Source organism: Pseudomonas sp. (genome assembly GCF_030690725.1).
Lineage (GTDB): Bacteria > Pseudomonadota > Gammaproteobacteria > Pseudomonadales > Pseudomonadaceae > Aquipseudomonas.
In genome coordinates this window covers 13,236-30,902 of record NZ_JAUYGD010000036.1, presented here as the reverse complement: position 1 = coordinate 30,902, position 17,667 = coordinate 13,236, and the positions used below count along the sequence as shown (strand labels likewise).

General features: G+C 59.6%; 19 protein-coding genes and 4 tRNA genes. 16 read left to right on the top strand and 7 right to left on the bottom strand.

The features are described from left to right. Position 1 precedes the first annotated feature (1 nt). The 5 genes from lolA to cysG all read left to right on the top strand — a co-directional run bounded on the left by lolA (position 2) and on the right by cysG (position 5,397). Complete coding sequence (gene lolA / locus Q8O69_RS08860) at positions 2-628, top strand: outer membrane lipoprotein chaperone LolA (RefSeq protein ID WP_305591350.1); 627 nt, start codon at positions 2-4, stop codon at positions 626-628. Between the two features lie 33 nt (positions 629-661). After that, positions 662-1,987, top strand: coding sequence for a replication-associated recombination protein A (locus tag Q8O69_RS08855; protein WP_305591348.1), 1,326 nt, complete (start codon positions 662-664; stop codon positions 1,985-1,987). Then, positions 1,984-2,364: a fluoride efflux transporter CrcB gene (gene crcB, locus Q8O69_RS08850; RefSeq protein WP_305591346.1), complete on the top strand. Its 381-nt coding sequence runs from the start codon at positions 1,984-1,986 to the stop codon at positions 2,362-2,364. The genes Q8O69_RS08855 and crcB overlap by 4 nt, the downstream gene beginning before the upstream one ends. Positions 2,365-2,478: 114 nt before the next feature. Next, positions 2,479-3,759, top strand: a complete 1,281-nt coding sequence (serS, locus tag Q8O69_RS08845; protein ID WP_305591344.1) for a serine--tRNA ligase — start codon at positions 2,479-2,481, stop codon at positions 3,757-3,759. Between the two features lie 243 nt (positions 3,760-4,002). Beyond that, positions 4,003-5,397, top strand: coding sequence for a siroheme synthase CysG (gene cysG, locus Q8O69_RS08840; RefSeq protein ID WP_305591343.1), 1,395 nt, complete (start codon positions 4,003-4,005; stop codon positions 5,395-5,397). Here cysG and Q8O69_RS08835 read toward each other — a convergent pair. From Q8O69_RS08835 to Q8O69_RS08810, 6 genes are all read right to left on the bottom strand, one after another. Then, on the bottom strand, positions 5,382-6,368 hold the full coding sequence (locus Q8O69_RS08835) for a glycosyl transferase family protein (protein WP_305591341.1): 987 nt from the start codon (positions 6,366-6,368) through the stop codon (positions 5,382-5,384). The two genes, cysG and Q8O69_RS08835, sit on opposite strands and share 16 nt — an antisense overlap. Beyond that, entirely contained in the window at positions 6,365-6,700 is a 336-nt protein-coding gene (locus Q8O69_RS08830; RefSeq protein WP_275962972.1) for a TusE/DsrC/DsvC family sulfur relay protein, read from the bottom strand. Before Q8O69_RS08830 ends, Q8O69_RS08835 begins: the two co-directional genes overlap by 4 nt. Continuing rightward, the gene (gene tusB, locus Q8O69_RS08825; RefSeq protein WP_275962973.1) at positions 6,697-6,996 is read right to left on the bottom strand and encodes a sulfurtransferase complex subunit TusB; all 300 of its coding nucleotides are present in this window, start codon (positions 6,994-6,996) and stop codon (positions 6,697-6,699) included. Before tusB ends, Q8O69_RS08830 begins: the two co-directional genes overlap by 4 nt. Next, the gene (gene tusC / locus Q8O69_RS08820) at positions 6,996-7,355 is read right to left on the bottom strand and encodes a sulfurtransferase complex subunit TusC (protein ID WP_305591339.1); all 360 of its coding nucleotides are present in this window, start codon (positions 7,353-7,355) and stop codon (positions 6,996-6,998) included. The genes tusB and tusC overlap by 1 nt, the downstream gene beginning before the upstream one ends. Position 7,356: 1 nt before the next feature. Next, positions 7,357-7,749, bottom strand: coding sequence for a sulfurtransferase complex subunit TusD (tusD, locus tag Q8O69_RS08815; protein WP_305591337.1), 393 nt, complete (start codon positions 7,747-7,749; stop codon positions 7,357-7,359). A 119-nt stretch (positions 7,750-7,868) separates the two neighbouring features. Next, positions 7,869-8,537 (bottom strand): Bax inhibitor-1/YccA family protein, encoded by a 669-nt coding sequence (locus Q8O69_RS08810; protein ID WP_275962976.1) that lies wholly within the window; start codon positions 8,535-8,537, stop codon positions 7,869-7,871. A 132-nt stretch (positions 8,538-8,669) separates the two neighbouring features. Between Q8O69_RS08810 and Q8O69_RS08805 the strand changes: the two genes are divergently transcribed. The 9 genes from Q8O69_RS08805 (at position 8,670) to galU (ending at position 14,847) form a co-directional block, all read left to right on the top strand. Beyond that, positions 8,670-8,759, top strand: a tRNA-Ser gene (locus Q8O69_RS08805). A gap of 139 nt (positions 8,760-8,898) precedes the next feature. Then, on the top strand, positions 8,899-9,543 hold the full coding sequence (uvrY, locus tag Q8O69_RS08800) for a UvrY/SirA/GacA family response regulator transcription factor (RefSeq protein WP_160014285.1): 645 nt from the start codon (positions 8,899-8,901) through the stop codon (positions 9,541-9,543). Beyond that, a complete protein-coding gene (gene uvrC, locus Q8O69_RS08795) occupies positions 9,530-11,371 on the top strand; it encodes an excinuclease ABC subunit UvrC (protein WP_304866866.1) in 1,842 nt (613 codons plus the stop codon). The genes uvrY and uvrC overlap by 14 nt, the downstream gene beginning before the upstream one ends. Before the next feature lie 33 nt (positions 11,372-11,404). Then, positions 11,405-11,965, top strand: a complete 561-nt coding sequence (gene pgsA, locus Q8O69_RS08790) for a CDP-diacylglycerol--glycerol-3-phosphate 3-phosphatidyltransferase (protein ID WP_305591334.1) — start codon at positions 11,405-11,407, stop codon at positions 11,963-11,965. A 67-nt stretch (positions 11,966-12,032) separates the two neighbouring features. Next, positions 12,033-12,108 (top strand) — tRNA-Gly (locus tag Q8O69_RS08785). A gap of 39 nt (positions 12,109-12,147) precedes the next feature. Next, positions 12,148-12,221 (top strand) — tRNA-Cys (locus tag Q8O69_RS08780). Positions 12,222-12,333: 112 nt separating this feature from the next. After that, a tRNA-Leu gene (locus Q8O69_RS08775) sits at positions 12,334-12,420 on the top strand. 180 nt (positions 12,421-12,600) lie between these two features. Next, entirely contained in the window at positions 12,601-13,962 is a 1,362-nt protein-coding gene (locus Q8O69_RS08770) for a UDP-glucose/GDP-mannose dehydrogenase family protein (protein ID WP_305591332.1), read from the top strand. 45 nt (positions 13,963-14,007) lie between these two features. Next, complete coding sequence (gene galU / locus Q8O69_RS08765) at positions 14,008-14,847, top strand: UTP--glucose-1-phosphate uridylyltransferase GalU (RefSeq protein WP_275962980.1); 840 nt, start codon at positions 14,008-14,010, stop codon at positions 14,845-14,847. 51 nt (positions 14,848-14,898) lie between these two features. Here galU and Q8O69_RS08760 read toward each other — a convergent pair whose 3' ends face one another. Then, on the bottom strand, positions 14,899-15,321 hold the full coding sequence (locus tag Q8O69_RS08760; RefSeq protein WP_305591329.1) for a VOC family protein: 423 nt from the start codon (positions 15,319-15,321) through the stop codon (positions 14,899-14,901). Positions 15,322-15,403: 82 nt separating this feature from the next. Here Q8O69_RS08760 and gorA point away from each other — a divergent pair, with 82 nt between their 5' ends. Both gorA and Q8O69_RS08750 read left to right on the top strand, forming a co-directional pair. After that, positions 15,404-16,762: a glutathione-disulfide reductase gene (gene gorA / locus Q8O69_RS08755; protein ID WP_305591327.1), complete on the top strand. Its 1,359-nt coding sequence runs from the start codon at positions 15,404-15,406 to the stop codon at positions 16,760-16,762. Between the two features lie 7 nt (positions 16,763-16,769). After that, the gene (locus Q8O69_RS08750; protein ID WP_305591325.1) at positions 16,770-17,393 is read left to right on the top strand and encodes a trimeric intracellular cation channel family protein; all 624 of its coding nucleotides are present in this window, start codon (positions 16,770-16,772) and stop codon (positions 17,391-17,393) included. Positions 17,394-17,667 lie beyond the last annotated feature (274 nt).

Below are 17,667 nucleotides of genomic sequence, written 5' to 3'. Positions count from 1 at the left end.
CATGCGCCTGATTCGCATGTTGTTGCTGACCGTACTGAGTTTTACCAGCGTTGCCGCAATGGCCGACGATGAAGTCGCTGTGCAGCGTCTGACCGAGCTGCTCAACCAAGCGCAGACCATCAATGCGCGTTTTTCCCAGTTGACCCTCGATGGCAGTGGTACCCAGCTGCAGGAAACCGCCGGCCAGCTCGCGCTAAAACGTCCAGGCCTGTTCCGCTGGCACACCGATGCGCCGATGGAGCAGCTGCTGGTTTCCAATGGCGAGAAGGTCTGGCTGTATGACCCGGATCTGCAACAGGTGACCATTCAGACCCTCGATCAGCGTCTGACCCACACCCCGGCGCTGCTGCTGTCCGGCGATGTGTCGAAGATCCGTGAGAACTTCGAGATCAGCCACAACGAAGGTGGCAACGTGGTCGACTTTATTCTCAAGCCAAAATCCAAGGACACCCTGTTCGACAGTCTGCGTCTGTCGTTCCGCAACAATGTGCTCAACGATATGCAGCTGATCGACAGCATTGGCCAGCGCACCAACATTCTTTTCCTCAACGTGAAAATGAATGAGCCGCAGGACGATGCGCAGTTCACCTTCGATATCCCGGCCGGCGCGGACGTGATTCAAGAGTAGTAAGCTCAAAGCAAGAGGCGTTAAACCGCAGTCATGGATCTGTTTCGCAAGGCTCCCGTCGCTCAACCCCTGGCTGCCCGTTTACGCGCAGCCAGCCTGGATGAGTACGTCGGCCAGGAGCATTTGCTGGCCCGTGGCAAACCCTTGCGTGAAGCGCTGGAGCAGGGCGCGCTGCATTCGATGATCTTCTGGGGCCCGCCAGGTGTCGGCAAGACCACCCTGGCGCGGCTGCTGGCGCAGGTGTCCGATGCGCATTTCGAGACGATCTCCGCCGTGCTCTCCGGGGTTAAGGAGATTCGCCAGGCCGTGGAAGTGGCGCAGCAACATGCCGCGCAATATGGCCGGCAGACCATCCTGTTTGTTGATGAAGTGCACCGCTTCAATAAGTCGCAGCAGGATGCTTTTTTGCCCTATGTGGAAGACGGCACGCTGATCTTTATCGGCGCCACTACGGAAAATCCATCGTTCGAGCTGAACAACGCCTTGCTCTCACGGGCTCGCGTGTATGTGCTGAAAAGCCTCGACGAAACCGCGCTGCGCAAATTGGTCGACCGCGCCCTGAGTGACTCGAAGGGCCTGGGCGAGCGCCAGTTAAGTCTGCCTGAGGAAAGCTTCAAGATTCTCCAGGCCGCCGCCGATGGTGATGGCCGGCGTTTGCTCAACTTCCTCGAGAACGCCGCCGACCTGGCCGAGGACGGCAGCGAGATCGGCAGTGAGTTGTTGCTCAATCTACTCGGCGATACCCGTCGGCGCTTCGACAAGGGCGGTGAAGCCTTCTACGACCAGATATCCGCGCTGCACAAATCCGTGCGTGGCTCCAGCCCCGACGGCGCGCTGTACTGGTTTGCACGCATGCTCGATGGCGGCTGTGATCCACTCTATATCGCCCGGCGTGTGGTGCGTATGGCCAGCGAAGACATCGGCAACGCCGACCCGCGCGCCTTGACCCTCTGCCTTAACGCCTGGGATGTGCAGGAGCGCCTGGGTAGCCCGGAGGGTGAGCTGGCGGTGGCCCAAGCGATTGTCTATCTGGCCTGCGCGCCAAAAAGCAATGCGGTCTACAACGCCTTCAACGCCGCCATGCGTGATGCCGCCGAGCATGGCTCGCAGGAAGTCCCGCTGCACCTGCGCAATGCGCCGACCAAGCTTATGAAAGAGTTGGGCTATGGCGACGAATACCGCTACGCCCACGATGAGCCTGATGCCTATGCGGCAGGGGAAGATTACTTCCCCGACACCTTCGAACCGCGTCAGTACTACCAACCGGTGCCACGTGGCCTGGAGTTGAAGATTCGCGACAAGCTGCAGCACTTGAAAAACCAGGATCGCAACAGCCCTCGCCAGCGGAGAAAACCATGATTCGCGTCGCCATGGCCGTTGCCCTCGGTGGTGCTGTGGGTTCTGTGCTGCGCTTTCTTACCGCCAGCTGGGTAGTGGCGCAGTGGCCTCGGCATTTCTACCTGGGCACCTTCACCGTCAATATCCTCGGCTGTCTGCTGATCGGTCTGTTGTCCGGCCTGTTTCTGCTGCGCAGCGACCTGCCTATTGAATTGCGCAGCGGCCTGATCATCGGCCTGCTCGGCGGTTTCACCACCTTTTCCTCATTCAGCCTTGAGCTGCTCAAGCTGTTTGAAAGTGGCCGCCACAATGAGGCTTTTGCCTACCTACTGTGCAGCGTGGTCGGTGGTGTGCTCGCCGTCTGGGCCGGTTTTGCCCTGGTGCGGCTCTACCAGTAGCCACGCCGACTAACGCGCGGTGTGGCACCCAACCCTGTTAAAGCCTTAAACTGCGCGGCATTGCGCGTCATGGCCAAGGCCATGCAAACCCTTGTGATGTGTTGAGACCAGAACATGCTCGATTCCAAACTCGTTCGTACCCAGCTCCATGAAGTGGCCGAGCGCCTGGCCGCCCGTGGTTTTGTTCTTGATGTTGCGCGTTTCGAAGCGCTCGAGGCCCAGCGCAAGGATGTGCAGACCCGCACCGAGCAGCTGCAGGCCGAGCGTAACAGCCGCTCCAAATCGATTGGCCAGGCCAAGCAACGCGGTGAAGACATTGCGCCGCTGCTGGCCGAAGTCGATCAGATGGGCAGCGATCTGGAGCAGGGCAAACGTGACCTCGACAGCATCCAGAGCGAGCTCGACAACCTGCTACTGAATATCCCCAACCTGCCGCATGAGTCGGTGCCGGTAGGTGAAGACGAAGAGGGCAACGTTGAGGTTTCCCGTTGGGGCACGCCGCGCAGCTTCGATTTCCCGATTCAGGATCACGTTGCCCTGGGTGAACAGCACGGTTGGCTGGATTTCGAGACTGCAGCCAAACTGTCCGGCGCGCGCTTTGCCGTGCTGCGTGGCCCCATCGCCCGCATGCACCGTGCTCTGGCGCAATTTATGATCAACCTGCACACCGGCGAGCATGGTTACGAAGAAGCCTACACGCCGTATCTGGTGCAGGCGCCGGCGCTGCAGGGCACCGGCCAGCTGCCGAAGTTCGAGGAAGACCTGTTCAAGATCAGCCGCGAAGGCGAAGCCGATCTGTACCTGATCCCGACCGCTGAAGTGTCGCTGACCAATATCGTCGCCGGCGAAATTCTCGATGCCAAGCAGCTGCCGTTGAAACTCGTGGCCCACACCCCATGCTTCCGCAGCGAAGCCGGCGCATCCGGCCGTGATACCCGCGGCATGATCCGTCAGCACCAGTTCGACAAGGTTGAGATGGTGCAGATCGTCGAGCCAAGCAAATCCTTCGAAGCGCTGGAAAGCCTGACCGCTAACGCCGAACGCGTATTGCAGCTGCTCGAGCTGCCGTACCGCAAACTGGCGCTGTGCACTGGTGATATGGGTTTTGGCGCAGTGAAAACCTACGACCTGGAAGTCTGGGTGCCGAGCCAGGACAAGTACCGCGAGATTTCTTCGTGTTCCAACTGCGGCGACTTCCAGGCGCGCCGCATGCAAGCACGCTACCGCAATCCGGAAACCGGCAAACCAGAGCTGGTGCACACCCTCAACGGCTCCGGCCTGGCAGTAGGTCGCACTCTGGTTGCCGTGCTGGAGAACTACCAGCAGGCCGATGGCAGCATCCGCGTGCCAGACGTGCTGAAGCCCTATATGGGCGGTATCGAAGTCATCGGCTAACAGGCTGTTGAAAAACTACCTGCGTTGGCAATACTGCGTTAAAAACAGGCTCGGAATGCTCATTTACAACCCGTAAACTCCGCTTCCTCGCCGTTTTGACCAGCCGGAGGCTGTTACTAACGTAGCGCCTTGCCTTGCCTGCCTCGGCTACGTTTTTCAACGGCCTGCTAAGCCGGCTTCAGTTACCTGCGACGGGGCGGCCAGTGCCGCCCCGTTTTGTTTATCCGATCGAGAGCGTGCGTCATGGATTTTCTGCCCCTGTTCCACAAACTGCAGGATCGCCTGGTACTGGTGGTCGGTGGCGGCGAAGTTGCCGTGCGTAAGGCGCGCTTGCTCAGCGATGCCGGTGCGACGCTGCGGGTGGTAGCGCCGGAGATTCGTGATGAGCTGCGTGAGATGGCCAGCGCGCGCAATGGCGAAGTGCTGCTGCGTGATTATCAATCGGTTGATCTGCAGGGCGTGGCCCTGATCATTGCCGCCACCGATGACGAGCCGCTGAATGCACAGATATCGGCCGAGGCCCAGGCCTTGGGTATCCCGGTCAATGTGGTGGATGCGCCGAAGCTGTGCAGCGTAATTTTCCCGGCTATTGTCGACCGCTCACCGCTAATAGTCGCGATCACCAGTGGCGGTGATGCACCGGTGCTGGCACGGCTGATTCGCGCCAAGATCGAAACCTGGATTCCTGCAACCTATGGTCAGCTAGCCAGTTTGGCCAAGCGTTTTCGTGCTCAGGTCAAAGCGCTGTTTCCCGATGTGCAACAGCGCCGGGTGTTCTGGGAGGATGTGTTCCAGGGCCAGGTCGCCGAAAGCGTATTCGCCGGCAAACTGCAGGAAGGTCAGCGTCTGCTGGAAGAGAAGATCGCCGGGATTGCGCCGCGCACCTTGGGTGAGGTGTATCTGGTTGGCGCTGGACCGGGTGATCCTGACTTGCTGACCTTTCGCGCGCTGCGCCTGATGCAGCAAGCCGATGTGGTGCTGTATGACCGCCTGGTGGCCCCGGCCATCATTGAGCTGTGCCGCCGCGATGCCGAGCGCATCTATGTTGGCAAACAGCGCGCCGAGCATGCGCTGCCGCAGGATCAAATCAATCGACGCCTGGTTACCCTGGCCAAACAAGGCAAGCGGGTATTGCGCCTTAAGGGCGGCGATCCGTTTATTTTCGGCCGTGGCGGCGAAGAAATCGAAGAGCTGGCTGCCCACGGCATTCCGTTCCAGGTGGTGCCGGGCATCACCGCCGCCTCAGGCTGCGCGGCTTATGCCGGGATTCCGCTGACCCACCGTGACCATGCGCAGTCGGTGCGCTTTGTTACCGGTCACCTGAAAGATGGCAGCAGCAATCTGCCCTGGAATGAGCTGACGGCTAGCAGTCAGACCCTGGTGTTTTATATGGGCCTGGTGGGCTTGCCGGTCATCTGTCAGCAGCTGATTGCCCATGGCCGCGCCGCAACAACCCCGGCGGCATTGATTCAGCAGGGCACCACGCAGAACCAGCGGGTGTTTACCGGCACCCTGGCCAATCTGGCCGAGCTGGTGGCGGAGCATGAGGTGCATGCGCCGACCCTGGTGATAGTCGGCGAAGTGGTGCAGCTGCGGGAAAAACTGGCCTGGTTCGAAGGGGCTCAGGCCAGCGTCTGATTACGCTCGGCCCACAGCAGCGCGGCACGCTCCAGGGCCTGTTCGCGCGGCTCACCCAGGGCGCGCAAGGCCAGGGCCATGGTGCTGATAACGGCAAGCTGACCGTAATCATCGGCCACTTCACCACGCCAGAACGCTGCCAGATGAGCGGGTTGCAGTGATTCGGGTTTGACGTGGCGCAACGCCGACAGCGCCGGCCATTCTTCATCCCAGTTATCGCCGTTGGCCGTGCCATACAGGTGGCTGGTGGCGTCCGGGTTGATCTCGATTTCGCCGCCTTCGCCCTTGATCACCACCGCGCTATCGCCGAGCAACTGGCTGGCTTCGCGGTGCACCGCCTGATAACCCGGATGAAAGATGCTTTGCAGGCCGCAACGCGCGCCCAGCGGATTGAGAATGCGTGCCAGGGAATGAATTGGTGAGCGCAAGCCAAGGATATTGCGCAGGTCGATCATCCGCTGCAGTTGCGGCATCCAGTCACCCAGCGGGATAAACGCCAGCTGCTGTTGCGCCAGTGCCTGCTCGACACTGCCCCAGTTGCGACACAGTGGAATGTGCAGAGCTTCGAGTAACTGTTCGCTGTACATGCGCCCGGCCGTGTGCGGGCCGCCGCCATGCAGCAGGATGCGAATACCGCTACCCGCCAGGGCTTTGGCGGCCAGCAGGAACCAAGGCAAGTGGCGCTTCTTCCCGGCATAGCTGGGCCAATCCAGATCAACCTGAATTGCCGGCGCCTGCAGGCGTGCACGCACAGCTTCGGCAAAACCGGCCATTTCCTCGGCGCTTTCTTCTTTGTGCCGCAGCAGCATCAGGAATGCGCCCAACTGGCTTTCTTCGGCCTGACCGTCGAGCAGCATGCCCATGGCCTCACGAGCTTCCTCGCGAGTGAGGTTGCGCGCGCCACGCTTGCCCTTGCCCAGAATGCGTACAAATTGCGCGAAGGGATGTTCCGGCGGAGTCACAAGGTTCATAGGCAATTGGTCGGCTTGGGCAGGCCCGCCAGCTTGGCGGCAAGTTTGGCGGGAGCGCCATTGAACAGGCGATTGAGGTTCAGGCTATTGCCTTTCTCGGGGCCGAGTTTGCTGGCAATAAATTTGATCAGCGGGCGATTGGCCGGCGACAGCTGGAACTCGTCGTAAAAGCTGCGCACCAGCCAGAGGATTTCCCAGTGATCAGCACTCAGGTTGATGCCCTCACGTTGCGCCAGGGCGTGCGCAGCGGCCTCGGACCAATCGGCGAGGTCGAGCAGATAGCCGTCTTTGTCCAGTGCCAGGCTGCGGCCTTCAACATTCAATGCCGTCATAGCCAGGTGTTTACCTTGTCGTATTGGCAGCTCAGGGCCACGAAAGCGGGGTAATCGACCAGTGTGAGGCGGCTAGGGTGCGCAACGCCGCGGGCCTGGACATCTTCATCCAGGGCATACAGCGCAATGGCTTCGGGCATCAGCTCCAGCGCCTGGCGCTGCGCGCTGCCGGCCTGCAAGGCATACACCGCATCACCACAGAGAAGCAGGGCATCCTGGCTGCCGAGCAGGCGCAGGCAACTGCTCAGGCGGCTATCGGTAAAGGGCGAATGTGAAAGCACGTGCAAGGTAGCCATCAGAGCGTAATCACCTGGTCATAACGGTCAATCAAGGCGCTTATCGAGGAGTCATCGAGGCGCTCGACAGCGAGACTGCTGGGCTGATCCTGCAGACCGCGTTCGGCCAGGCTGCGCTGGGCAACATACAGCGCCTCGACGCCAAACATCGGCAGAGCCTGCAGATTGGCACCGAGGTCTTTCTGCTGCAGGCTGGCCGGCTGCTGTGCACTGCTCAGCTGAAATACCCCGTCGTCGAGAAACAGCATACCAATCGGCAAATCGAAGGCGCCGCCAGCCAGCGCGATATCCAGCACTTCCCGCGCACCGGGGCCGGACCAGGGCGCTTGGCGGCTGATGATCAATAGCGACTTGCTCATTTCAAGGCCCTCCAAAGCACACTAGGCGATCCGCCAGCTGCGCCGCTTCGTGCAACTGGCCCAGGCCGGAAAGCTCCCAGGGTGTGTCCAGGTTGGCGGCAGTGCGCGAGTAACGCTGCGCTTCGTCGTCATTCAATACGCCACGGCGCAAGGCGGCGGCGATACACACCACGCCATCCAGTTGCTGCGCTCGCACAAACTCACGCCATTCACGCGGTAGATCCACTTCATCCTGCGCGCAGACCACATTGCTCGAGGCGCTGTGGACGCCGTCCTGATAGAAAAACAGCCGCACAATCTCATGCCCACCGGCCAATGCCGCCTGGGCAAAACGCAGCGCACGGCGCGAGGAGGGCGCATGAGGAGGTGAGAACAGGGCGATGGCGAACTTCATAGCAAACCTGGCAAGCCAATTTGCCGGAATGATAAAGCCTGAGCCGCCAAGATGCGCGCCATCTATGGACGGCAGGCATAAAAAAGCCCGCCGAAGCGGGCTTTGCACAGCAAGTTGAATCAGTCGTCGCTGCCCATGATGCCGAAAATCTGCAGCAGGCTGACAAACAGGTTGTAGATCGATACATACAGGCTGATGGTCGCCATGATGTAGTTGCGCTCGCCGCCATGGATGATCGCGCTGGTCTGGAACAGGATGCAGGCCGAGGAGAACAGCACGAAACCTGCGCTGATCGCCAGTTGCAGGCCGCTGATCTGGAAGAAGAAGCCTGCAACCATCGCGCCGATCAGCACAAAGAAACCTGCAGTGATAAAGCCACTGAGGAAGCTCATGTCCTTGCGGGTGGTCAGCACGTAAGCCGACAGGCCGCAGAACACCAGTGCTGTCATGGCGAAAGCCGAACTGACAACTTCAGCACCGTTGGCCATACCCATATAACGATTGAGAATTGGGCCGAGGGTGTAGCCCATAAAACCGGTCAGAGCGAGAGTCGAAACCAGGCCCCAGGCCGAGTTACGCAGTTTGGCGGTGAGGAAGAACAGGCCGTAAAAGCCGATCAGCACCACGAAGATATTTGGATAAGGCACATTTGCGCGCTGCGCGATGTACGCCACCAGGCCACTGAAGGCCAGGGTAATGGCCAGCAGGCCATAGGTGTTGCGCAGGACGCGGCTGACTTCTTGCTGCTCAACCTGCGTGTGGTCAAGTGCATAATTGTGTTCGTTCATGGCGACACTCCTGAAATGGCTGATGGTTCCGTGACCAAGGTCAGGCCCGATCATAGCAGAGGCAGATAAAGAGCCAATACGCAGAGTTTGACAGCGTGTTGCGTTCGGGTAAGATTGCCGCCCGCAATCGCCGGAAGCGTGGCAGAGCGGTTGAATGCAACGGTCTTGAAAACCGTCGAAGGGGAAACTCTTCCGTGAGTTCGAATCTCACCGCTTCCGCCAAATTCCTCTGGCCGTCACCCTAGCGCACAGTTTTATTGGCGCTTGCATTTTGACGGTTATGCGCCAAGCTGGGTTTACAAATCTCCAGCCTTCCAACCCAACCAGCCGCTTTTAGCGACTGATGCAAACGGGGTGTCGCTTGATCAGGGTGCTAGTTGTTGATGACCACGACCTGGTACGTACCGGCATCACCCGTATGCTGGCTGATATCGACGGCTTGCATGTAGTGGGTCAAGCCGAGTCCGGCGAAGAATCCCTGAAGAAAGCCCGCGAGCTGAAGCCCGACGTTGTTCTGATGGACATCAAGATGCCGGGTATCGGCGGCCTCGAAGCCACGCGCAAACTGATTCGCAGCCATCCCGACCTTAAAGTCGTCGCGGTTACCGTTTGCGAAGAAGATCCGTTCCCCACGCGCTTGCTACAGGCGGGTGCCGCCGGCTACCTGACCAAGGGTGCCGCGTTGGAAGAGATGGTTCAGGCGATTCGCATGGTGTTCAGCGGCCAGCGCTATATCAGCCCGCAGATCGCCCAGCAGCTGGCCCTCAAGTCGTTCCAGCCGCAGAGCAGCAATTCGCCTTTCGACCTATTGTCCGAGCGTGAAATCCAGATCGCGCTGATGATTGCTGGTTGCCAGAAGGTTCAGGCCATATCCGATAAGCTCTGCCTGTCGCCGAAAACCGTGAACACCTACCGCTATCGCATCTTCGAAAAGCTGTCGATCACCAGCGATGTCGAGCTGGCCCTGCTGGCCGTGCGCCACGGCATGATTGATGCCAGCAGCTGACGACAGCCGCGCCGCCTTCGATTCCAGCGCGTTTCTCTCCACCTGCAGCGGTCGCCCTGGCGTGTACCGCATGTTCGATGTGGACGCCAAACTGCTCTACGTCGGCAAAGCCAAAAACCTGAAAAAACGCCTGGCCAGTTACTTTCGCCAGAGCGGCTTGGCGCCGAAGACCGCCGCCCTGGTGGGCCGCATTGCGCAGATCGAAACCACCATTACCGCCAACGAAACCGAAGCCCTGCTGCTTGAACAGACGCTGATCAAGGAATGGCGGCCGCCGTACAACATCCTGCTGCGCGACGATAAGTCCTATCCCTACGTGTTTCTTTCCGACGGTGACTTCCCGCGCCTGAGCATTCACCGTGGGGCGAAAAAGCAGAAGGGCCGGTACTTCGGCCCGTATCCCAGCGCCGGTGCCATCCGCGAAAGCCTCAACTTGCTGCAGAAGACTTTTCTGGTGCGCCAGTGCGAGGACAGTTTCTACAAAAACCGCACGCGCCCCTGCCTGCAGTACCAGATCAAACGCTGCAAAGGCCCCTGTGTCGGCCTGGTAGAGCCCGCCGAATATGCCGATGACGTACGCCACTCGGTGATGTTTCTTGAGGGGCGCAGCAATGCCCTGACCGATGAGCTGTCCAGCGGTATGCAGGCTGCCGCAATGGCCCTCGACTTCGAGCGGGCGGCCGGGTTGCGCGACCAGATATCGCTGCTGCGCCGGGTACAGGATCAGCAGAGCATGGAAGGCGGCACCGGTGATGTGGATGTGGTCGCCGCCATGGTCAACCCAGGCGGCGCCTGCGTGCATTTGATCAGCGTGCGTGGCGGTCGAGTGCTCGGCAGCAAGAACTTCTTCCCGCAGGTGGCGATTGAGGAGGAGGGCAGCGGCGTATTGCTGGCCTTCCTCGCGCAGTATTACCTGAGTAGTCAGGAGCGCGACCTGCCGAGCGAGCTGATCGTCAATGCGCAACACGAAGACTTCCCCACGCTGATCGCCGCCATTGATGAGCTGCGCGGCCGTGAGCTGAGCATCAGCTACCGCGTGCGCGGCACCCGGGCGCGCTGGCAACAGCTGGCCGTGACCAATGCCGAGCAGGCCCTGGCTGCGCGTCTGGCTAACCGGCAGCACGTTGCCGCACGTTTTGATGCCTTGGCACTGGCGCTGGATATGGATGAAGTGCCGCAGCGCCTGGAGTGCTTCGACATCAGCCACTCCAGTGGTGAGGCTACGGTCGCCTCCTGCGTGGTGTTTGGCCCCGAAGGCCCGCTCAAGTCTGATTACCGCCGCTACAACATCGAAGGCGTTACGCCTGGCGACGATTACGCGGCCATGCACCAGGCGCTGACCCGACGCTTCAGCAAGATCAAGGATGGCGAAGGCAAGCTGCCGGACATCCTTCTGGTCGATGGTGGTAAAGGCCAGCTGGCCATGGCCCGTGAAGTGCTCGAAGAACTTTCAGTGCCTGACCTGATTCTGCTTGGCGTGGCTAAGGGCACAACCCGCAAGCCGGGCTTGGAAACCCTGTACCTGAATGACGCCGCTCATGAATTCACCCTGCCGGGTAATTCACCAGCCCTGCATCTGATTCAGCAGATCCGCGATGAGTCGCACCGTTTTGCTATTACCGGCCACCGCGCCCGCCGTGGCAAAACCCGCCGTACCTCGACCCTGGAGGAGGTTGCCGGCGTCGGGCCCAAGCGCCGGCGCGAGCTGCTCAACCACTTCGGTGGGCTGCAAGAACTGTCCCGCGCGAGCATCGAAGAAATCGCCAAAGCACCCGGGATCAGTAAAAAACTCGCCGAGTTGATTTATGCGGCCCTGCACAGTGAGTAGAATGCCGACTCTCTTTACCGCCAAGTTGTGTCGATGAATATCCCCAACCTGCTGACCGTGCTCCGCGTATTGCTGATTCCGGTGTTTATTCTGCTGTTCTACCTTCCCTTCAGTTGGAGCTATTGGGCCGCTAGCGCGGTGTTTTCAGTCGCAGCTGCCACCGACTGGCTGGATGGTTACCTGGCCCGCCGCTGGGAGCAAAGCACGCCTTTCGGGGCTTTCCTCGACCCGGTTGCCGACAAGCTGATGGTGGCGGTTGCCCTGGTATTGCTGGTGGCTGAACACGCCAATCTCTGGCTGACCCTGTCTGCGGCGATCATCATCGGTCGCGAAATCGTGGTGTCGGCGCTGCGTGAATGGATGGCAGAGCTGGGCGCCCGCGCGCATGTTGCCGTGTCAAAATTGGCTAAGTGGAAAACCGCCGCGCAGATGGTCGCCCTGGTGATTTTGCTGGCAAATCCGCCGATTTTTACCGCTTGGGTTGTGTTTGGTTATGCGCTGTTGATCATTGCGGCGGTACTCACCCTGTGGTCCATGGCGCAGTACCTGCTAGCCGCATGGCCACACCTGCGACTCACCTCGGAAAAGAAATAAGCTTTTTTGAATCAAGGGGTTGACGGGCCGTTCTGAAGCTATAGAATGGCGGCCGTCAGCACGACACGCGGGAATAGCTCAGTTGGTAGAGCACGACCTTGCCAAGGTCGGGGTCGCGAGTTCGAGTCTCGTTTCCCGCTCCATTTTCAACGGGCCGTTTTACACGGTCCGTTTAGTTTCAAGGCTGAGTAGCAGAGTGGTTATGCACCGGATTGCAAATCCGTGAACGCCGGTTCGATTCCGACCTCAGCCTCCAATTAGAAAAGCCTCGTAGATCACTGATTTACGAGGCTTTTTCATTTAAGCTTGAAACCTTGCGAGGCATCCAAGGGCTGTATATAGTCCAAGCCTCGCAACGCAGCGCTACCGCCCGAATGGCGAAATCGGTAGACGCAAGGGACTTAAAATCCCTCGAGGGTAACCTCGTGCCGGTTCGACCCCGGCTTCGGGCACCATGTACATGATTTCAGATGTTCGCCCGCGAACCTGAAATCCACTAAAACCGGCTTTCGTAGCCGGTTTTTTTGTGCCCGGAATTTGTACATCTAGCGCTGTCATCCGAGCGTCTTGCGCATGTCATACGCCTGCCATCTGCTTTAGCTGCAATCGCGGTAACTCAGTGAGGAGTGCAGGCGATGCGGATTTGTGTGATTGGCGCAGGCTATGTAGGGCTGGTATCAGCGGCCTGTTTTGCCGAGATGGGCAATCGGGTGATCTGCATTGAGCGCGATGCGCAGCGTGTGGCACGGCTTGCCCGTGGCCAGTCACCGATTTACGAGCCTGGGCTGGAGGCCATGCTGCAAACGCATTTGAGCAGCGGTCAGCTGAGTTTCAGCCAGCACCTGCATGAAGGCATCAAGCAGGCCGAGATCATTTTTATCGCCGTCGGCACGCCGAGCGGGGAGGACGGCTCAGCGGACTTGTCGCATGTCCTGGCTGTGGCCGACGAGCTGGGCGATCAGCTTGAGCAGAGCTGCGTGGTGGTGAATAAATCCACGGTGCCGGTGGGCACAGCCGGGCGTGTTGCCCAGCTCATCAACAGTCGCTTGAGCAAACGCGGCAAGCGCTTTGCGGTGACGCTGGCGAGCAACCCGGAATTTCTCAAGGAAGGTTCGGCGATTGACGACTTTATGCGCCCTGATCGGGTGATTGTCGGTTGCGATGAACCCCGTGGCCATGAGCTTTTACGCCGCCTGTATGCGCCGTTTCTGCGCAATCACGAGCGCTTGTTATGCATGGGCCTGCGCGCGGCAGAGTTCAGCAAATATGCCGCCAACGCCTTTCTGGCCACCAAGATTTCCTTTATCAACGAAATGGCCAGTCTATGTGCGCGCCTGGATGTTGATATCGAAGATGTACGCCGCGGCATCGGCAGCGACAAGCGCATTGGCACTCACTTTATCTACGCCGGTTGCGGCTATGGCGGCTCATGCTTCCCCAAGGATGTACGGGCGCTGATTCGCTGCGCAGAGCAGGAGGGCATTGAACCCGGCATCCTGCGCGCAGTCGAAGCCCGTAACGCATTGCAGAAAACCCTGTTGTTCCAGGCGCTGCGTGAGCATTTTTCCGGCTATTGGCAAGGGCGAGTGGTGGCGCTGTGGGGCTTGGCTTTCAAACCAGGCACCGATGACCTGCGTGAAGCGCCCAGCCTGGTTCTACTGGATGCCTTGTTGGCAGCTGGCGTCAGCGTTCAGGCGTGCGACCCTGTTGCCACAACGGCTCTGGCAGAGCGCTATGGCCAGGCGATCAGCAGCGGCCAGCTGCGCTTAAGCACGTCGCCGTATAGTGTTGTTGAAGGCGCGGATGCGTTGGTGTTGGTCACTGAATGGAAGCAATTCCGCCAGCCCGACTTCGCGCGCATTCGTGGCTTGATGCGCATGCCTGTGCTGTTTGACGGGCGTAATATCTACGATGCCGCGCAGTTGGCTGAGCTGGGTTTTCTCTACCGAGGCATTGGTCGCCCCGCGCAGGGGCATTGTAAGGCCAGTGCAGCCTGATAAACTGCGCACGCGATTTTCACCCCTATCTTCCCAAGGTCTCCTATGATCAAGAAATGCTTGTTCCCAGCAGCCGGTTACGGCACCCGTTTTCTGCCAGCCACCAAGGCTATGCCCAAGGAAATGCTGCCGATTGTGAACAAGCCGCTGATCCAATACGGCGTCGAAGAGGCGCTGGAAGCCGGGTTGACGGAAATTGCCATGATCACTGGCCGCGGCAAACGCGCGCTGGAAGATCACTTCGACATCAGCTACGAGCTTGAGCACCAGATCCGCGACACTGACAAGGAAAAATACCTGGTTGGCATCCGCCGTCTGATCGACGAGTGCACCTTTTCCTACACCCGTCAGGTGGAGATGAAAGGCCTGGGCCACGCCATTCTCTGTGGCCGCCCGCTGATTGGTGATGAGCCATTCGCCGTAGTGCTGGCCGATGACCTGTGCCTGAACCTGGACGGCGATGCGGTACTGACGCAGATGGTCAAGCTGTACAACCAGTTCCGCTGCTCGATTGTGGCCATCCAGGAAGTGCCGCCAGAAGAGACCCACAAATATGGCGTGATCTCCGGCGAGATGATTCGTGACGACATCTACCGGGTCAACAGCATGGTCGAGAAGCCACGTCCGGAAGATGCGCCGTCGAACCTGGCGATTATCGGTCGCTATATCCTCACCCCGGATATCTTCGAACTGATCGAGCAGACAGAACCTGGCAAGGGCGGAGAAATCCAGATCACCGACGCACTGATGAAGCAGGCACAGAACGGCTGCGTGATGGCCTATAAGTTCAAGGGCAAGCGCTTCGATTGCGGCGGTGCTGAAGGCTATATCGAGGCCACCAACTTCTGCTTCGAGAACCTCTACAAAACCGGCAAGGCCTATTGATTCGGCTTCTAGCGCGGCAACACACAGCCACCTTCGGGTGGCTGTGTGCATTCAGGGCAACGGCATATGCTCGGCGCCAGGTCCTAATGGCTGACCGTAGCTGAACTCCACATAGTTGCCTGCCGGGTCACGCAGGCCGCAGTAGTAGCCAACGGGGTAGGGCTCATCACGCGGCTCCCAGACCAGGCAGCCGGCAATCCTTGCTCGCGCGGCAAGGCTATCGACCTGCTCGCGACTCTCCAGAGCAAAGCCAAAGTGGCTGTAGTCATCCGCAGCCAGTTGACGATCCTGCCCGCCGGGCATGATCACGAAGATAAAGCTGTGTTCCTTGCCGGGCTCGGCCATCCAGACAATCTTTGAACCTTTGCCGGCGCGCTGGTGAATCACCCGCATCGCACAGAACTGCTCATAAAAGGCTACACACGCAGCCAAGTCAGGTACGTGCAAGGCCAGATGAGTAAGGGTAGGGCGCATCATTGTTCTCCTGTTCCGCATGCTTCAAGTTTAGGCACTGGCGCGCCTTGGGGTATGCTGGCGGCCTGTTCTGGAGGCTGAAATGACCTACGACTTCGACCTGTTTGTGATCGGCGCCGGTTCCGGCGGTGTTCGGGCTGCGCGCTTTGCCGCTGGTTACGGTGCCCGTGTGGCGGTTGCCGAAAGCCGCTACCTCGGCGGCACCTGCGTCAACGTGGGTTGCGTACCGAAGAAGCTGCTGGTCTACGGCGCGCACTTCGCCGACGACTTCGAGCAGGCGCAGGGCTTCGGCTGGTCGCTGGGCGAGGCCAGCTTCGATTGGTCGACCCTGATCAGCAACAAGAATCGTGAAATCGAGCGACTCAACGGCATCTACCGCAACCTGCTGGTGGGCAGCGGGGTGACCTTGCTGGAAGGCCACGCGCGGATTGTTGACGAACACAGCGTTGAGCTGGGCGGTAAACGCTACAGTGCCAAGCACATCCTGATCGCCACTGGCGGCTGGCCGCAGATTCCTGAAATTCCCGGGCATGAACATGCCATCGGCTCGAACGAAGTCTTCTTCCTTGAGCAGCTGCCCAAGCGGGTGCTCGTGGTGGGTGGCGGTTATATCGCCGTGGAATTCGCCTCAATCTTTAACGGTATGGGGGCAAAGACCTCGCTGCTGTACCGCGGCGAGCTGTTCCTACGCGGCTTTGATGGCGCGGTGCGCCGACACCTGCGGGAAGAATTGAGCAAGCGCGGCGTGGATTTGCAATTCAACAGCGATATCGCCCGCATCGACAAACAGGCCGATGGCAGCCTGCTAGCTACCCTCAAGGATGGTCGCATGCTTGCGGCCGACTGTATCTTCTACGCCACCGGGCGCCGGCCGATGTTGGATAACCTGGGCCTGGAAAACACCCACGTACAGCTTGATGAGCGTGGCTTTATCAAAGTCGATGAGCAGTATCAGACCAGCACGCCGTCAATCCTAGCGATTGGTGATGTGATCGGCCGCGTGCAGCTGACGCCCGTTGCGCTGGCTGAAGGCATGGCCGTGGCCAGGCGCCTGTTCAAGCCAGAGCAATACCGCAAAGTCGACTATCGGATGATCCCGACGGCAGTGTTCAGCCTGCCGAATATCGGCACGGTCGGGCTCAGTGAAGAGCAGGCGAAGGAGGAGGGCTACAACGTTCAGATATTCGAAAGCCGCTTCCGGCCGATGAAACTGACCATGACCGAAAGCCAGGAACGCACCCTGATGAAACTGGTGGTGGACGCTGCCACAGACCGCGTGCTGGGTTGCCATATGGTCGGCCCGGACGCTGGAGAAATCGTGCAGGGATTGGCCGTGGCGCTTAAAGCCGGCGCGACCAAGCAACTATTCGATGAAACCATCGGTGTGCACCCAACGGCCGCCGAAGAGTTCGTCACCATGCGTACTCCTGTGTCGTCCTGAGGTCAGCATGGCGCAACTGTTCTATCTGGCCGACCTGTTCGGCGTCGCGGTATTCGCCATCACGGGCGCGCTGATGGCCGGGCGCAAGTCCATGGACCTGTTCGGCGTGCTGGTAATTGCCATCGTCACCGCATTGGGCGGCGGCACGCTGCGTGACGTGATTCTGGACAACCATCCGGTCAGCTGGATTCGCAACGATCTGTATATCGTCGTGGCCTCGCTGGCGGCAGTCGGCACGGTGATCTGGGTGCGGCTGACCCAGCCAATTCATGAGAAAGGCCTGCTATTGGCGGATGCCTTCGGCCTAGCCGTGTTTACCGTGATCGGCACCGAGGTCGCCATGCAACACAACGTGCCGCACAGCACGGCGGTAATCATGGGCGTGATGACCGGAGTTGCCGGCGGCGTGATGCGCGATGTGATCTGCAACGAGATCCCGCTGATCTTCCAGAAGGAAATTTACGCCACCGCCTGCATAGCCGGCGCAGTGGTGTTTATCGGCATGCGCGCGCTGGACACGCCACATTGGCTGGATACAGGCGTGGCCATGCTCACCGTGTTGCTGATTCGTCTGGCCGCTATTCGCTGGCATGTGGCGTTGCCCAGTTTTCATTTGCTGGATCGTGACTGAGCAGAAGTGGGCGGAGGCTGCAGCGGGGATTGAATCCTGTTGTCAGCCGCCAGCTCCATATAGGTGATTTAACATAATATACATTATGCGAAGCCTCTAGTCAGGAAGGCGCCAGAAAGGCGCTGTGCTTTGCGATCTGCGCGATCTGGTATCACGCAGTGGGTTTAGCCGAAAAACGCCCAAAATCGAATATAGAGCGCCCTGAAAGCATCAGGCATTAAAACGAAGTAAGTCGTTATCACTATCGCGCCAACCAACAGCCCCAGGGCGAAGC

What these genes read in the sequence shown, in the direction of transcription:
- lolA (WP_305591350.1), top strand. Translation starts at nt 2, where the DNA reads ATGCGCCTGATTCGCATGTTGTTGCTGACCGTACTGAGTTTTACCAGC.
- Q8O69_RS08855 (WP_305591348.1), top strand. Translation starts at nt 662, where the DNA reads ATGGATCTGTTTCGCAAGGCTCCCGTCGCTCAACCCCTGGCTGCCCGT.
- crcB (WP_305591346.1), top strand. Translation starts at nt 1,984, where the DNA reads ATGATTCGCGTCGCCATGGCCGTTGCCCTCGGTGGTGCTGTGGGTTCT.
- serS (WP_305591344.1), top strand. Translation starts at nt 2,479, where the DNA reads ATGCTCGATTCCAAACTCGTTCGTACCCAGCTCCATGAAGTGGCCGAG.
- cysG (WP_305591343.1), top strand. Translation starts at nt 4,003, where the DNA reads ATGGATTTTCTGCCCCTGTTCCACAAACTGCAGGATCGCCTGGTACTG.
- Q8O69_RS08835 (WP_305591341.1), bottom strand. Translation starts at nt 6,368, where the DNA reads ATGAACCTTGTGACTCCGCCGGAACATCCCTTCGCGCAATTTGTACGC.
- Q8O69_RS08830 (WP_275962972.1), bottom strand. Translation starts at nt 6,700, where the DNA reads ATGACGGCATTGAATGTTGAAGGCCGCAGCCTGGCACTGGACAAAGAC.
- tusB (WP_275962973.1), bottom strand. Translation starts at nt 6,996, where the DNA reads ATGGCTACCTTGCACGTGCTTTCACATTCGCCCTTTACCGATAGCCGC.
- tusC (WP_305591339.1), bottom strand. Translation starts at nt 7,355, where the DNA reads ATGAGCAAGTCGCTATTGATCATCAGCCGCCAAGCGCCCTGGTCCGGC.
- tusD (WP_305591337.1), bottom strand. Translation starts at nt 7,749, where the DNA reads ATGAAGTTCGCCATCGCCCTGTTCTCACCTCCTCATGCGCCCTCCTCG.
- Q8O69_RS08810 (WP_275962976.1), bottom strand. Translation starts at nt 8,537, where the DNA reads ATGAACGAACACAATTATGCACTTGACCACACGCAGGTTGAGCAGCAA.
- uvrC (WP_304866866.1), top strand. Translation starts at nt 9,530, where the DNA reads ATGCCAGCAGCTGACGACAGCCGCGCCGCCTTCGATTCCAGCGCGTTT.
- pgsA (WP_305591334.1), top strand. Translation starts at nt 11,405, where the DNA reads ATGAATATCCCCAACCTGCTGACCGTGCTCCGCGTATTGCTGATTCCG.
- Q8O69_RS08770 (WP_305591332.1), top strand. Translation starts at nt 12,601, where the DNA reads ATGCGGATTTGTGTGATTGGCGCAGGCTATGTAGGGCTGGTATCAGCG.
- galU (WP_275962980.1), top strand. Translation starts at nt 14,008, where the DNA reads ATGATCAAGAAATGCTTGTTCCCAGCAGCCGGTTACGGCACCCGTTTT.
- Q8O69_RS08760 (WP_305591329.1), bottom strand. Translation starts at nt 15,321, where the DNA reads ATGCGCCCTACCCTTACTCATCTGGCCTTGCACGTACCTGACTTGGCT.
- gorA (WP_305591327.1), top strand. Translation starts at nt 15,404, where the DNA reads ATGACCTACGACTTCGACCTGTTTGTGATCGGCGCCGGTTCCGGCGGT.
- Q8O69_RS08750 (WP_305591325.1), top strand. Translation starts at nt 16,770, where the DNA reads ATGGCGCAACTGTTCTATCTGGCCGACCTGTTCGGCGTCGCGGTATTC.